This window comes from Stenotrophomonas sp. GD03654 (genome assembly GCF_029845105.1).
GTDB lineage: Bacteria > Pseudomonadota > Gammaproteobacteria > Xanthomonadales > Xanthomonadaceae > Stenotrophomonas > Stenotrophomonas africana.
In genome coordinates, this window is record NZ_JAOCLC010000042.1 from 1 (window position 1) to 14051 (window position 14051).

13 protein-coding genes and 3 tRNA genes are annotated in these 14051 nt (G+C 67.0%); 11 read left to right on the plus strand and 5 right to left on the minus strand.

Annotated features, from left to right (window positions below):
• A partial coding sequence (locus N5J73_RS15400; RefSeq protein WP_279941185.1) for a TonB-dependent receptor occupies positions 1-2325 on the minus strand: 2325 nt, incomplete at its 3' end.
• 180 nt (positions 2326-2505) lie between these two features.
• Positions 2506-3087, minus strand: coding sequence for a TetR/AcrR family transcriptional regulator (locus N5J73_RS15405; protein ID WP_049447625.1), 582 nt, complete (start codon positions 3085-3087; stop codon positions 2506-2508).
• A gap of 101 nt (positions 3088-3188) precedes the next feature.
• On the opposite strand from N5J73_RS15405, the gene N5J73_RS15410 reads away from it, so the two are divergent.
• The 4 genes from N5J73_RS15410 (at position 3189) to N5J73_RS15425 (ending at position 6256) form a co-directional block, all read left to right on the plus strand.
• Positions 3189-4244, plus strand: coding sequence for a sugar phosphate isomerase/epimerase family protein (locus N5J73_RS15410; protein WP_049447626.1), 1056 nt, complete (start codon positions 3189-3191; stop codon positions 4242-4244).
• Between the two features lie 111 nt (positions 4245-4355).
• A complete protein-coding gene (locus N5J73_RS15415; protein ID WP_239508877.1) occupies positions 4356-5171 on the plus strand; it encodes an alpha/beta hydrolase in 816 nt (271 codons plus the stop codon).
• Positions 5161-6087, plus strand: a complete 927-nt coding sequence (locus N5J73_RS15420) for an alpha/beta hydrolase (RefSeq protein ID WP_049447628.1) — start codon at positions 5161-5163, stop codon at positions 6085-6087. The genes N5J73_RS15415 and N5J73_RS15420 overlap by 11 nt, the downstream gene beginning before the upstream one ends.
• 93 nt (positions 6088-6180) lie before the next feature.
• Positions 6181-6256, plus strand: a tRNA-Ala gene (locus tag N5J73_RS15425).
• A 61-nt stretch (positions 6257-6317) separates the two neighbouring features.
• Here the strand turns inward: N5J73_RS15425 and N5J73_RS15430 are convergent.
• Entirely contained in the window at positions 6318-6488 is a 171-nt protein-coding gene (locus N5J73_RS15430; protein WP_162838401.1) for a hypothetical protein, read from the minus strand.
• Positions 6489-6648: 160 nt separating this feature from the next.
• On the opposite strand from N5J73_RS15430, the gene N5J73_RS15435 reads away from it, so the two are divergent.
• Positions 6649-7134, plus strand: coding sequence for a hypothetical protein (locus N5J73_RS15435; protein ID WP_099588924.1), 486 nt, complete (start codon positions 6649-6651; stop codon positions 7132-7134).
• 6 nt (positions 7135-7140) lie between these two features.
• Here N5J73_RS15435 and N5J73_RS15440 read toward each other — a convergent pair whose 3' ends face one another.
• Complete coding sequence (locus tag N5J73_RS15440; protein WP_164078637.1) at positions 7141-7902, minus strand: SDR family oxidoreductase; 762 nt, start codon at positions 7900-7902, stop codon at positions 7141-7143.
• A 132-nt stretch (positions 7903-8034) separates the two neighbouring features.
• Between N5J73_RS15440 and N5J73_RS15445 the strand changes: the two genes are divergently transcribed.
• Positions 8035-8877 carry a methylated-DNA--[protein]-cysteine S-methyltransferase gene (locus N5J73_RS15445; RefSeq protein WP_046985297.1) on the plus strand — a complete coding sequence of 281 codons (843 nt, stop codon included), beginning with the start codon at positions 8035-8037 and terminating at the stop codon, positions 8875-8877.
• A gap of 74 nt (positions 8878-8951) precedes the next feature.
• Here N5J73_RS15445 and N5J73_RS15450 read toward each other — a convergent pair whose 3' ends face one another.
• On the minus strand, positions 8952-9977 hold the full coding sequence (locus tag N5J73_RS15450) for an NADP-dependent oxidoreductase (protein ID WP_049447631.1): 1026 nt from the start codon (positions 9975-9977) through the stop codon (positions 8952-8954).
• Positions 9978-10306: 329 nt separating this feature from the next.
• Here N5J73_RS15450 and N5J73_RS15455 point away from each other — a divergent pair.
• The 5 genes from N5J73_RS15455 (at position 10307) to N5J73_RS15475 (ending at position 13717) form a co-directional block, all read left to right on the plus strand.
• Positions 10307-10382 (plus strand) — tRNA-Phe (locus N5J73_RS15455).
• A 73-nt stretch (positions 10383-10455) separates the two neighbouring features.
• Positions 10456-10531, plus strand: a tRNA-Phe gene (locus N5J73_RS15460).
• Between the two features lie 140 nt (positions 10532-10671).
• Positions 10672-11223: a lipocalin family protein gene (locus tag N5J73_RS15465; protein ID WP_049445800.1), complete on the plus strand. Its 552-nt coding sequence runs from the start codon at positions 10672-10674 to the stop codon at positions 11221-11223.
• Positions 11224-11385: 162 nt separating this feature from the next.
• Positions 11386-11862: an LEA type 2 family protein gene (locus tag N5J73_RS15470; RefSeq protein ID WP_049445798.1), complete on the plus strand. Its 477-nt coding sequence runs from the start codon at positions 11386-11388 to the stop codon at positions 11860-11862.
• 64 nt (positions 11863-11926) lie between these two features.
• Entirely contained in the window at positions 11927-13717 is a 1791-nt protein-coding gene (locus tag N5J73_RS15475) for an acyl-CoA dehydrogenase C-terminal domain-containing protein (protein ID WP_049445796.1), read from the plus strand.
• Positions 13718-14051: the final 334 nt, after the last annotated feature.

The window sequence follows — 14051 nt, forward strand, 5'->3', positions numbered from 1 at the left end:
GTTCATGTTCAACGAGACACCGACGGTGCGCGGTTCGTTGTAGACCGCGGCCATGTAGTTCTCGATCACACCCTTGAGGTTCTTCTCGTTGGTGATGTTGCGCGCGAACAGCGCCACCTCGTAGGCACCGTAGTTGCCCGAGTAGCCGATCTTCAGGCCACCCTCGAAGTCACCCTTGGAGTTGAACTCCTTGCTGTCGTACAGCACGAAGCTGGTGTAACCCTGCTTGTTCCAGTCGGTGGAGACGAACATGGTGCCGGCGTCGCTGACCGGGAAGTCGTAGCGGGCGGCCAGGTTGACGTTGTACTTCGGCGCGTTCGGCAGCGGGTTGCCGTCGATCTGCGCGAAGGTGTTGGCACCGACCTTGATGGTCGGGTCGCCGACGGTGCAGACCACCTGGCCATTGAGGCCGCAGACCTGCGCGTAGACGCGCTTGTCCTTGATCTCGCTGTGCAGCAAGCTCAGGCCGGCGCTCAGCGTCAGGTTCGGGATCGGGCGCAGCTCCATGTCCGCTTCGAAACCGTAGGCCTTGGCCTTGTCGGCGTTGAACAGCACGCCGTTGCCGTCCGAATCGTTGCCGTTGAGCTGGATGTCGTTGACAGTGTAGGTGAACGCGGTGGCGTTCAGGCGCAGGCGGTTGTCCCACAGGCTGCTCTTCACACCCGCTTCCCAGGACAGGATCGTCTCGGAATCGGCGGTGGTGAAATCGGCATTGAACACCGCCGAACGACCTTGGATGGTCGGGCCACGGAAGCCGCGCGCGACCTTGGCGTAGACGCTCACATCCGGCGTGATCTGATACATCGCGCTCAGATCCCAGCTCGGGGTGGTGTCGGACATCTTGACGTCGGTGCGGCCCTTGTAGGTGACCACGCCGGCGGCAGTGTCAGCCGTCTTCAGCAGGCGGGTGTGCTTCTCGTCCTTGGTCTGGCGCAGGCCGGCGGTGACGGTGAACTTGTCGGTGAAGGCGTAGCTCAGCTGGCCGAATCCGGCCCACGAGGTGTTCTTGTTGCGCAGGCGCACCCAGTTGTTCGGGTTGCGGGCCGCGCCCTGCAGGAACCACGCACGCTGGTAGAAGTCGGTGGTGTCGCTGCCGTTGAAGTAGAACGCACCGGCCTGCCACTGCAGGGCGCTGTCGTCATGGCTGGCCAGGCGGAATTCCTGGGTCCACTGGTCCAGATCACGGATGCGGCCCATCGACTGGCCATAGCCGTTCGGCACGCCGTTGACCGGGAAGTTCACCGCGGCACCGCCGTCGGTGTCGCCGCGGCTGTAGCCGGAGGTGGTTTCGTAGGCGGTGATCGAGGTGAAGTCGATCGCGCCGAAGTCGTAACGCGCCTTCACCGAACCGCCGTAGGTCTTGTAGGCCTGCGGATTGTTGTCAGCTTCGTCGTAGGCGACCTGGTCGCGCGGCACGTCGGTCTTGTTCGAGCCATTGGTCAGCGCGCCGCGCAGGAACAGGGTGGAGGTGCCTTCGTAGTCACGGGCGTGGGCCGAGGCCAGGATCGAGAACTGGTCGCTCGGGGTCAGCAGCAGCTGGGCGCGCACGTTGCGGTCATCGAAGCCGCCCATGGCGTTCTTCTTCGGGCTGACCGTGCCGTCGGCGCTCGGGCCGCGGTAGGTGTTGTCAACGTAGTCGTCGCGGTGCTGGTACAGGGCCGACACGCGGAACGAGGCGATGTCGTTGATCGGGCCGCCGAAGCCGCCGTCGATCGACACGCTGTTGTAGGTCGCATAGCTGGCGCTGACGCGGCCGGTGTAGTCCTGGGTCGGCTTCAACGTGTCGAACTTGATGATGCCGGCGGTGGTGTTGCGGCCGAACAGCGAACCCTGCGGGCCGCGCAGCACTTCCACCTGGTCCACGTCATAGACCGGGTTGGACTTCAGCACCACGTGTTCCAGCACCACGTCGTCCTGGATGATCGACACCGGCTGCGAGGCACCCAGGTAGAAGTCGATGTTGCCCAGGCCACGGATGTAGAAGCGCGGGAAGATGCGGCCGGTGGTGGTTTCCGCATACAGGCTCGGTACGCGGCCGGACAGCGCCAGCAGGGTGTCGTCGCCGCCGGCGGTGAAGTCGCGCATGCGCTCGCCCTGCACCACGCCCACCGAGACCGGCACTTCCTGCAGGTTCTGCTCGCGGTGTTCGGCGGTCACGGTGATCGTGTCCAGCCCGGTCGGGGTCGGCGCGCTGTCCTGCGCGGCGGCACCGAAGCTGCCGACCAGAGCCAGGCCGGCACAGGCCAGGGCCAGCGGATGGCGGCGGAAGGAAACGAAGGAAGACGACATACCCGACAGACGGCGGGAATCGGAATGGGAGGGCATGAAATGCTCTGAGGAGGCGTCCGTGCGGCCTGCGCGAGCCGGGCGGCAAAAGGGAGGAGAACTGCGCAAGCCGCCATTATCCCCCAAATTGTTACGATTTCGTTGCGCGACCTCCAAGCCCGGCGAAACCAGCGGTTTCGGCACAGTCGCCGGGCATTCCGCACGCCCTGAAGGCTTGACTCAGGGCAGCGGCCCCAACGCCACATCGACCATCGCCAGCAGGCGCTCGCGGCTGATGCCGTCGCGGGCCTGCACCGAGATGCCGTGCAGCACCGTGGCGAAGTGATCGCCCAGCGCCTGCACCGCCACATCGTCGGCCAGCTGCCCTTCGGCCTGCGCCTGCTGCAGCCTCGCGATGATCGCGGCCGTGCGCTGGCGACGATGGCTGGCCAACCAGTCCCGCACGCCCTCGCCATCGGGCGAGACGCTGCTGGCCGAGGACACCACCAGGCAGCCGTGCGGCCGCCCACGCCGGGTGTAGGTCAGCACGGCTTCGCGCAGCATGGAGCCGATCGCCTCACGCAGCGTGGCCTGCTCCAGCGCGCGCGGCGCGAAGCCGCCCTCGCCTTCCTCGTACAGCGCGACGGCTTCGCGGAACAACTGCTCCTTGCTGCCGAACGCGGCGTAGATGCGTGCGGAGGCGATGCCCAGTGCTTCGACCAGTGCCGACATCGACGTGCCTTCATAGCCGTGCTGCCAGAACAGCAGCATCGCCTTGCGCAATGCCTGGTCCCTGTCGAATTCGCGCGGTCGCCCTGCCATCTGCCTGCCTGCTCCAGTGAGGCGCGCAGTGTAACGCGGGTGTTGACCATCGCGAGGGTCGCGCCTATTCTTTGTCGATCGACAAATAATTGGAGCAACACATGCAGACCCTCAAGGGCCCCAGCCTGCACCTGGCGCAGTTCGCCGGCGAACAGGCCCCGTTCAACTCACTTGCCGGCATCGCCGAGTGGGCCGCCGGCCACGGTTTCAAGGCACTGCAGATTCCCGCCTGGGATGCACGCCTGTTCGACCTGGCCACTGCCGCCGACAGCCAGGATTACTGCGACGAGATCCGTGGCACGCTCGCCGAACACGGCCTGCAGGTCAGTGAGCTGACAACCCACATCCTTGGCCAGTTGGTGGCCGTACATCCTGCCTACGACGAGCTCTGCAATGGCTTCGCCCCCGAAGCACTGCGCGGCAACCCGAAGGCGCGCAGCGAATGGGCGCAGCAGCAGCTGCACCTGGCCGCCCGCGCGTCACGCCGTCTCGGCCTGCAGGACATGGGCACCTTCTCCGGCTCGTTCGCCTGGCCGTATCTGTTCCCGTTCCCGCAGCGCCCGCCGGGCCTGATCGATGCCGCCTTCGACGAACTGGCACGACGCTGGCGGCCGATCCTCGACACCTGCGAGGACAACGGCATCAATCTCTGCTACGAGATCCATCCCAGCGAAGACCTGCATGACGGCACAAGCTTCGAGCGCTTCTTCGAGCGCGTCGGTCAGCACCAGCGCTGCCGCATCCTGTTCGATCCCAGCCACTTCGTGCTGCAGCAGCTGGACTACCTGGAGTACCTGGACATCTACCACCCGCTGATCCGCATGTTCCACGTCAAGGATGCGGAGTTCCGCCCCAGCGGCCGCCAAGGCATCTATGGCGGGTATGCCGACTGGACCGAACGTGCAGGTCGCTTCCGCTCGCTGGGCGATGGCCAGGTCGACTTCAAGTCGATCTTCTCCAAGCTGGCCCAGTACGACTACCAGGGCTGGGCGACGCTGGAATGGGAGTGCTGCCTGAAGGACCAGGAAGCAGGCGCGCGCGAAGGCGCCGCATTCATCCGCGACCACATCATTCCGGTCACCGACAAGATCTTCGACGACTTCGCCGGTGCACCGATCAGCACCGCGCAGATGCAGCAGATGCTCGGCATTGCCTGAGCCCCAACGGAGCACGCCCCCCATGACCACTTCCCTTTCCGCTGGCGCTGCCGGCGACGCTTCCCTGCGCCACCATTACCTGCGCATCACCTGCGCATCGACGGCCAGCGCGTGCATTGCGTATCCGCCGGCCACGGTGAGCCGGTACTGCTGATTCCCGGTTGGCCGCAGACCTGGTACGCCTGGCGGCACGTGCTGCACGCTCTGGCCCAGGCCGGCTTCGAAGCAATTGCCGTGGATCCGCCGGGCATCGGCGAATCCGATCGCCCCATTCACGGCTACGACACTGGCAGCGCCGCCGCCGTCCTGCACCAGACCATGCAGGCGCTGGGCCACGACCGTTACCAGGTGGTCGGCCATGACATCGGCATGTGGATTGCCTATGCGCTGGCCAGCGACCAGCCGCAGGCCGTGCGCCAGCTGGCCGTCACCGAAGCGGTGATTCCCGGGCTGGCGCCCGAGCCGGGCATCTTCGCCGCACCGGCTGACAACATCTTCCTCTGGCACTTCATGTTCAACCAGGTGGCCGATCTGCCCGAGGCGCTCATCAGCGGTCGCGAGCGCGCCTACCTGGAATTCATGTTCGATCGCTGGTCGTACCGGCGCGATGCAGTGGCCGCCGATACCTACATCGCGGCCTACAGCCGCCCCGGCGCGCTGCGCGCAGGCTTCGCCTGGTACCGCGCGATTCCGGAAACCATCCGCCAGAACAAGCTGCGCGCGCAGCGCCGGCTGCCGATGCCGGTGCTGGCGATCGGCGCCGAACACGCCACCGGCGACGCGCCGATGCTGACCCTGCAGCCACATGCCGATGACGTGCGCGGCAGCATCGTGCCGGGCTGCGGCCACTTCATCATGGAAGAAGCGCCGCAGGCATTTCTTGCACAGCTGCTGCCGTTCCTGCAGGAGGCACACCATGCAGCTTGAACCGGCGCTGCAGCAGTTCGTCGACGTCGTGGCGTCGCAGCCATTGCCCGACGACCTGCGGGAACTGCGTGCGATCAGCGAGGGTGCGCTGCCGACGCTGCAGGGGGCGCCGCAGCCGGTTGCACGCGTGATCGAGCACACGGTGATCGCACGCGACGGGCATGCATTGGAAGTCCGCCTTTACACACCGGAAGGGCTGCCCGATGGACCGGCGCCGGCCCTGCTGTTCGCCCACGGCGGCGGCTGGTTCCAGTGTTCGCTGGCGGTCTACGACGGTCCCTGCCGCGCCTTGGCCAATGCCGGCGGCTGCGTGATTGTCGCCGTGGGCTACCGGCTGGCGCCGGAACACCCGTTCCCGGTTCCACTGCATGACGTAGCCGACGCCTGGCAGTGGCTGCAGGACAACGCCGAGCGCCTTGGCCTGGACCCACAGCGGCTGGCGATCGGTGGCGACAGCGCCGGTGGCAACCTCGCCACCGCCTGCTGCCTGCTGCTGCGCGAACGGGGGCTGCCACAACCATGCCACCAACTGCTGCTGTACCCGGCGCTGGATGCCGGCATGGGCAGCGATTCCTACCGCGAGTACGCCAGTGGCTACTACCTCAGCGCCGAACTGATGCGGCGCTGCTGGAAGGGCTATCTTGGTGATCTGCATCCGCCGCTGGCACTGGCCTCGCCCGCCCACGCAACCGACCTGCGGGGACTGGCGCCGGCCTCCGTGCTCAGCTGTGAGTACGACCCACTGCGTGACGAGGCCGAGCAGTATGCGCGGCGGCTGCAGGCGGCAGGTATCGGCTGCACGCTCGAGCGGTTGCCCGGAATGATCCACGCCTGCATCCATCTGCAGGGAGTGACTGTTTCTACCGGCGTAGCGGTACAGCGCGCGGGGGATCTGCTGCGCCAGGCCCTGACCTGACGCGGCCGGGACGGTGGCAGATCCACGCCAGCCGCCGTCCCGGCCCGGCGCTTGGCAAGGCCGGCAGGCAGCGCTACACTGAAAGCCTGCCGTGGGGCCATAGCTCAGCTGGGAGAGCGCGTCGTTCGCAATGACGAGGTCAGGAGTTCGATCCTCCTTGGCTCCACCACTATCCAGAAGAACCCGTAGATCCCTGCGATCTGCGGGTTTTTCTTTTCAGCGTCCGCAACTCAGGCCGGCTCCTGGTCACCGTCCTTGCGCCGCGGGCTGCGCGAGTGCGCATCGCGCACCTGTTGATCACGCTGCCCGGGCCGCTGCTTGGCCACATCGTCCTGCTTCCTGTCCTGGCGGCTTTCCTGCACGCCTTGCTTCGGGTCCTGATCCTTGTCTCGCTCGTTCATCGAAATCTCCACGCCGGCGGCGGGCCTGCGTTGCCCACCACGCTAGAGGTTGCCGGGTAAGCCGCAGGTCAGTCCCGTGCCAACGCCATGTGCAGGCACTGGCTTGCCGCCGCGGCCCCCGCGCAGCCAGAATCCGAGGCACCACGCCCACCGGTATGCCATGCCCTCTCCTGCCCAGCACGCAGCGCACGCGTTGCCGATGCTCCTCGATGCGACCGACGGCAGCATCCAGCTCGGCAATCTGCCGACGCTGATCGGCCCCACCCTGTCCCGGGATGAAGCGAGCGTCGCCTTCGCCGCGCTGGTGCGAGGGGAGCGCGATGTCGGCACCGGCTATCACTGGCTCAGCCTGCACCGGCTCAGCCTGGGCGGCGCGCCCGCTGGCATCAGCCTGTGCTTCCACAGGCAACAGCTCGACATGGTGGCAATGGGTGTCAGTCTGCCTGGTGCGCCGCTGGAAGACGGCTGGCCGACCCAGGCCGCGATCGATGCCGAAGTCGCTTTCATGCGCCGCATCTTGGCTACGGCACTGGGGCGCAAACTGACCGGCGGCCTCGCCCGCTTCGACTGGGGCGAAGCCTGGGCCCGTTTCGATCCGAAAGGCTTCATGGCCAGCAGCGGCATCCGCTACGCGCCACGCTCGTGAGCCCGCTCAGGTACGGGTGATCGACATCCCGCCCTCCACGCGCATCGCGGTGCCGGTAACGAAACTGCTTTCGTCGCTGGCCAGGAACAGCGCCGCGTTGGCGATCTCCTCTGGCTCGGCCATGCGCTTGAGCGCGTGCAGCGAGCGCACGAAGTCGCGGGCATCGCCGGTCGGTGCCGCCTGCCGGCCCATCTCGGTATCGGTGCCACCAGGCAGCAGCACGTTGCTGCGCACGCCGTGCGCGCCGTATTCGGCAGCGATCACCTGGCTCAGGCCGATCAGCCCGGCCTTGCTTGACGCATAGGCCGCCATGCCCGGGAATCCCACGGTGTGGCCGACGAAGGTGCCGACGAACACCAGCGAGCCGCCACCGCGCGCCAGCAGTGCCGGCAACTGCGCACGTGCGGCATGGAAGGCCGCATCCAGATTGGTCGCCATCACCTCGCGCCAGGCGTCCACCGGGAACTCCGCCGCCGGCACGCCCGGGCCGAGCATGCCGGCATTGTTGAGGGCGATGTCCAGGCCGCCGAATGACCGCTGGGCCAGATCGACCAGCGCCTGCGCCGTGCCCGGATCGGCCACGTCAGCGGCATGCACCACGGCTTCGCCACCGGCGGCGCGAATCCGCTCGGCCAGCGCCTGCAGCGGCTCCGGTCGCCGTGCGTTGAGCACCAGCCTTGCCCCTTCGGCAGCAAAGCGCAGGGCGCTGGCGCGGCCAATGCCAGCGCTGGCACCGGTGATGAGAGCGATCTTGTTGTTCAGGCGCATGGTCGTGGTGCCGGTTGTGAAGTGGCCGCCACGATGCCGCGCCTTCGGCCTGCCAACACTCCGTTTCCGGGCCTGGCCCGTCGGTGCAGGAAACGGAGTTTCCGCAGCACCGGCGCGTGCCAGAATCCGGCCATGGACAGTACCGCCACCACGGCCCTCGATGCACGCGTCGAACGGGTCTGCCGCCACCTGCAGACCAGCCTCGACGAACCCTCACTGCAGGAACTGGCCGACATCGCCGGCTGCAGCCCGACCCGGCTGCACCGCCTGTTCAAACAGGCCACCGGGCTGACCCCGAAGCAATACGCCGCCGCGCTGCGCGCCGACCGCCTGCGCACCGGGCTGGAACAGCAGGAACGCATCACCGACGCCTTCCACGATGCTGGCTTCGGTTCCAGCGGACGCTTCTACGAGAACGCACCGAAGTTGCTGGGCATGACGCCCAAGCAATGGCGTGCAGGTGGTCGCGGCGAAGTCATCCACTTCGCGCTTGCCGAAAGTTCACTGGGCAGCGTGCTGGTGGCCAGCAGCGGGACCGGCGTGGTCGCGATCCTGCTCGGCGACGATCCGGAGACGCTGCTGCAGTCATTGCAGCAACGCTTCCGCCAGGCCGAACTGGTCGGTGCCGACCAGGGCTATGAGCAACTGGTGGCGCAGGTCGTGGGCCTGGTCGAGGATCCTTCGCGGGGCGCCACGCTGCCACTGGACATCCGCGGCACCGCATTCCAGCAACGGGTGTGGCAGGCACTGCAGCAGATTCCGCGCGGGCAGACCGCGTCGTATGCGGATGTCGCCGCGCGTATCGGTGCGCCGCGCTCGAGCCGTGCGGTGGCACGTGCCTGCGCGAGCAATCCGTTGGCGGTAGCAGTCCCCTGCCACCGCGTGGTGCGCCGCGACGGCGACCTGTCCGGCTATGCGTGGGGCGTAGCGCGCAAGCGCGAACTTCTGCGCCGGGAAAAGGCCTCGACTGCCTGAAGTAGGTGCCGACCTTGGTCGGCACGCTCAGCTTCCGGTAGGTGCCGACCTTGGTCGGCGCACCCACCAAGCCCTCAATCCAGCTTCACCACCAGCTTGCCGAAGTTGCGCCCCTGCAACAGCCCGAAGAACGCCTCCGGCGCATTCTCCAGCCCTTCCACCACATCCTCGCGGTACTGGATGCGGCCGTCGCGCAGCCACTGCGGCATCTCGCGCTCGAAGTCCGGCCACAGGTGGATGAAGTCGTGCACGATGAAACCACGCACGGTCAGGCGCTGGCGCAGGATCTGGCTGAACAGTGCGGGCAACCGGTCCGGGCCGGGCTGCTCGACGCCCCGCTCGTTGTAGGTGGCGATGGTGCCGCACACCGGAATGCGGGCGAAGTCGTTGAGCAGCGGCAGCACAGCATCCAGCACATGGCCGCCCACGTTCTCGAAATACACGTCGATACCCGCGGGCACCGCCGCGCGCAGCTGCACGACGAAATCAGCGGCGCGATGATCCAGCGCCACGTCCACCCCCAGTGTCTGCAGATAGGCGCGCTTGGCTTCGCCACCGGCGATGGCGACCACGCGCGCGCCCTGCAGCTTGGCCAGCTGGGCTACGGTCGCGCCCACCGGCCCGGTCGCGGCGGCGACCACCAGCGTCTCGCCCGGCTTCAAACGGGCGATTTCATGCAGGCTGGAATAGGCGGTGAAGCCGGGCATGCCATACACGCCCAGCGCGGTACTCAGCGGCAGTCCGGAGGGGTCCAGGCGGCGCCCCAATGCCTTGGCCGGCAGCACCGCGTGGGTCTGCCAGCCACCCGGCGCCAGCACCAGCTCACCTGCGGCTACGCCCTCGGCGTTGGATTGCAGCACCTCGGCCACGGTCTGCCCTTCCATCACCGCGCCCACCGCCACCGGCGGGGCGTACGACGGGCCCTCGTCCATGCGCCCACGCATGTACGGGTCCAGCGACAGATACCGGTTGCGCAGCAGCACCTCGCCATCGGCCAGTGCCGGCAACGCTGCCTGTTCCAAGCGGAAGTTGGCCGCACTCGGCGCCCCCTGCGGACGCGACGCCAGCACGATACGGGAGGTGGTGGAGGAATCGGACATGGCCAGGTCTCTGCTGTTGCCAGCATCGGGAAAGGACTGCCGACACTACGCTGCGGCGATCCCCGATGGCGGCCACGAAAACAGCGTTCCATTGCCCGGACCCGCGCTTGTCCGGCGCAGCCCTTGCCCCTGCAGCTTTGGCGATTGCGGCGACCTGCTGATTTCCACCGCAGACCATGATCGATTGGCCCCGCCCCACGACGGAGGATCAAGCACTTGCGAGCGCGCAGACGGCAATGTGAAGAAATCTTGGCAAAACGCTTGCCGAAGGCAGCCGACCTCCGTAATATACGCGTCCTTGGCAGCGACCTCGCTGCAACGAAACATGTGGCCGAGTAGCTCAGTTGGTAGAGCAGGGGATTGAAAATCCCCGTGTCGGCGGTTCGATTCCGTCTTCGGCCACCACTTTCGAAGGCCTGCAGAAATGCGGGTCTTTTTTTTCCGGAAACCGGGTTTGATCACGGTTGCCACACAATTTGGCCGAGTAGCTCAGTTGGTAGAGCAGGGGATTGAAAATCCCCGTGTCGGCGGTTCGATTCCGTCTTCGGCCACCATCTTCAGAGACCTGCAGAAATGCAGGTCTTTTTTTGTTCGCGCTCCGCGCAAGCGGCAGCCACACCGCCCGGTTGACGAAACATTTACACCGGCATGCGCGGCGGCACCTACGCTCCAGACTCCTGCCTGGAGCCTGCCGATGCCTCTGCGCCCCGCCCTGCTCGCCTGCCTGCTGCTGGCCGCCCTGCCGGTGATCGCCGCCGAGCCGGTGCGCGCGGTCGATGCGCTGGACATCGATCGCTACGCCGGCCAGTGGCACGAGATCGCGCATCTTCCGGTGTCGTTCCAGAAGCAGTGCGTTGGCGAAATCACCGCCAACTACGGGCTGCGCCGCGATGGCCGCATCAGTGTCACCAACGCCTGCCGCAACGGCGACGGAGAACGTGTGGTTGCTGAAGGCGTAGCACGCCCGGTTGCCGGTCATCCCGGCCAACTGCAGGTGCGCTTCGTGCCGGACTGGCTGAGCTGGGTGCCGCTGGTCTGGGCCGACTACTGGGTGCTGGCACTGGACCCGGACTATCAGTGGGCGTTGATCGGCGAACCCGATCGAAAGTACCTGTGGATTCTTTCGCGCGTGCCGGAAATGGATCGCGCCCGATTCGAACAGCTGAAAGAAAAAGCCGAAGCCATGGGCTACGACCTCAAGCCGTTGCGCCTGATGGCCCCGCTGCGCGACACGCCCGCCAACTGAACCGCCCCGCATCCGGCGCACCACGCGCGCGCCATCCGGCGCCGCGCACGCCCGGCCGCCATCTTCACGCGCTACCCTCTGCGACGGGTCGCCACACGCGATCCAAACGTCCATACGCCGTAGTATGCTTATCCAACGCACCCCTCCAGAGGACCTGCGCCCATGCTCCACCGTTTCCGTATCGCCTTGATCGTCCTGTGCACCCTCGCCCTTGTTGCCTGCAACAACGGCATCGTCAAGCGTGTTTCGGAACCGGCGGCCAGCCTGCAACAGCTGACCGTGCGCGCCGACGGCAACTGGACCGTGGCCCTGCGCCTGCAGAACTTCAGCTCGATGCCGATGACCTTCGATGACGTCGCGCTGGCGCTGACTGTCGGCGACAGCGAAGCCGGCACCCTGCAGGCCAAGCCCGGTATCTCCATCGGCGGCACCTCGGCCGACGTCATCAATGTCGAACTCGTGCCCAGCTCGGCCGCACGCCTGGTGGTGGCCGACGCGCTGGCCGGCAACCGCACCCTGGCCTACGGCCTGAAGGGAACGGTGGCGGCCACGCCGCAGGAAAAGAAGCAGCGCAGCTTCGACATCAGCAGCCGCAGCACCCTCAACCAGGCCCCGGGCCTGCCCGGCGTGCTGCGCTGACCCCTCTTTCCGCGGCGGCGCCCGGCGCCGCTCTCCCCTGCCCTGATCAAATCGAGACGTACCGATGAGCAGCTACACCGCCCCGCTTTCCGACCTCCGTTTCGCCCTGCACGACGTGCTCAAGGTCGAACCCCTGTTCGCCCGCCTGGGCTTCACCGACGCCACCGCCGATGTGGTCGATGCCGTGCTGGAAGAAGCCGGCCGCTTCAGCGCCACCGTGCTGGCCCCGCTCAACAGCGTCGGCGACGAGATCGGCTGCGTGCTCGACCAGGCCACCGGTGAAGTGACCACCCCGCCCGGCTTCAAGCAGGCCTACGACCAGTTCGTCGATGGTGGCTGGACCGGCCTGACCGCCTCGCCAGAGCTGGGCGGCCAGGGCCTGCCGCACACCCTGGGCGTGCCGCTCAACGAAATGATCAACGCCGCCAACCTGGCCTGGGGCAACTTCCCGCTGCTGTCGCACGGCGCCATCGAAGCACTGAAGCAGCACGGCGAGGCCTGGCAGCACGACGCCTTCCTCAAGCCGCTGATCGAAGGCCGCTGGACCGGCACGATGTGCCTGACCGAACCGCACTGCGGCACCGACCTGGGCCTGCTCAAGACCAAGGCCGAGCCGAACGCCGATGGCAGCTACTCGATCACCGGCACCAAGATCTTCATCACCGCCGGCGAGCACGACCTGACCGGCAACATCGTGCACCTGGTGCTGGCCAAGCTGCCCGACGCCCCTGCGGGCGCCAAGGGCATCTCGCTGTTCGTCACCCCCAAGTTCAAGGTCGACCGCGAAGGCAACGTCGGCGAGCGCAACGCACTGCGCTGCGGCTCGATCGAGCACAAGATGGGCATCAAGGGGTCGGTCACCTGCGTGATGAACTTCGATGGCGCGCAGGGTTACCTGGTTGGCCAGCCGCACAAGGGCCTGCAGGCCATGTTCACCATGATGAACACCGCGCGCCTGGGTGTCGGCCTGCAGGGCATTGGCCTCTCCGAGCGTGCCTACCAGAACGCGCTGAAGTACAGCCGTGAGCGCCTGCAGTCGCGCGCCCTCAGCGGCGCCAAGTTCCCGGACAAGCCGGCTGACCCGATTCTGGTCCACCCGGACGTGCGTCGCATGCTGCTGACGGTGAAGTCGCTGGTCGAAGGCAGCCGCCTGCTGGCCCTGCACGCCGCCACCCTGATCGACGTTGCCCATCACGCCGAGGATGCCGCCGAGCGCGAGCGCGCCGACACTCTGGTGAGCTTCCTGACCCCGATCTCCAAGGCCTGCCAGACTGAATGGGGCATCGAGAACACCTACAACGCCCTGCAGTGCTTCGGTGGCCACGGCTATATCCGCGAACACGGCATGGAACAGCTGGCCCGCGACGCGCGCATCACTACGCTGTATGAAGGCACCACCGGCATCCAGGCGCTGGACCTGATCGGCCGCAAGACCGCGTCCAGCCAAGGCGCCGGCCTGAAGCTGATGCTGGCCGAGATCGAAGCCTTCGCCAAGGAACACGAGGGCAACGAAGCGCTGGCCGAGTTCATCGGCCCGCTGCGCGCCAAGGCCGCCGAATGGGGCAAGCTGACCATGGACGTGCTGCAGCGCGCGGCCGGCAATCCGGACGAACTGGGCGCAGCCAGCTACGACTACCTGTTCTATTCGGGCTACGTGGTACTGGCCTACTGGTGGGCCCGCAGCGTGGCCGCCGCCGACGCCAGCGCGCACGGCGCCGCCTTCGCCCAGGGCAAGCGCGAAACCGCTCGCTTCTACTTCGCCCGCGTGCTGCCGCGCACCCTCAGCCATGCCGCCGCCATCCAGGCCGGCGCCGCCCCGCTGATGGCGATGGACGACGAGCGCTTCGGCGCCTGAGCCGGGCTGCCGCCCGGCACCCGCAGAAGCCGAAGCTGGAGCAACAGCAGCAGCAGGCTTCCTGAGGGATGGCAGGGTGGGTCCAATTGCGGGGGACGGCGCAAGTACGTCCCTGTAGCCTCGGTCGCGCCATCCATGGCGCTCACGCCCCCGCAACCGGACCCACCCCGCCCTCGACAGATTTGTGCTGCTGGTAGGTGTCGACCTTGGTCGACACGGCAGATCCACGCCATGCGTGGATGGAAACCCCCGAAATCCCTCTGGAGAAGAGCCCCCTTTTGTTAAAGGGGGCGCGCCGACAGGCGCGGGGATTAGGAGGAATGCGTGGACCTGA

Coding starts and splice junctions, on each gene's coding strand:
- N5J73_RS15420 (WP_049447628.1), top strand. CDS start 5,161: ATGCAGCTTGAACCGGCGCTGCAGCAGTTCGTCGACGTCGTGGCGTCG.
- N5J73_RS15430 (WP_162838401.1), bottom strand. CDS start 6,488: ATGAACGAGCGAGACAAGGATCAGGACCCGAAGCAAGGCGTGCAGGAA.
- N5J73_RS15445 (WP_046985297.1), top strand. CDS start 8,035: ATGGACAGTACCGCCACCACGGCCCTCGATGCACGCGTCGAACGGGTC.
- N5J73_RS15475 (WP_049445796.1), top strand. CDS start 11,927: ATGAGCAGCTACACCGCCCCGCTTTCCGACCTCCGTTTCGCCCTGCAC.
- N5J73_RS15440 (WP_164078637.1), bottom strand. CDS start 7,902: ATGCGCCTGAACAACAAGATCGCTCTCATCACCGGTGCCAGCGCTGGC.
- N5J73_RS15450 (WP_049447631.1), bottom strand. CDS start 9,977: ATGTCCGATTCCTCCACCACCTCCCGTATCGTGCTGGCGTCGCGTCCG.
- N5J73_RS15405 (WP_049447625.1), bottom strand. CDS start 3,087: ATGGCAGGGCGACCGCGCGAATTCGACAGGGACCAGGCATTGCGCAAG.
- N5J73_RS15470 (WP_049445798.1), top strand. CDS start 11,386: ATGCTCCACCGTTTCCGTATCGCCTTGATCGTCCTGTGCACCCTCGCC.
- N5J73_RS15410 (WP_049447626.1), top strand. CDS start 3,189: ATGCAGACCCTCAAGGGCCCCAGCCTGCACCTGGCGCAGTTCGCCGGC.
- N5J73_RS15465 (WP_049445800.1), top strand. CDS start 10,672: ATGCCTCTGCGCCCCGCCCTGCTCGCCTGCCTGCTGCTGGCCGCCCTG.
- N5J73_RS15435 (WP_099588924.1), top strand. CDS start 6,649: ATGCCCTCTCCTGCCCAGCACGCAGCGCACGCGTTGCCGATGCTCCTC.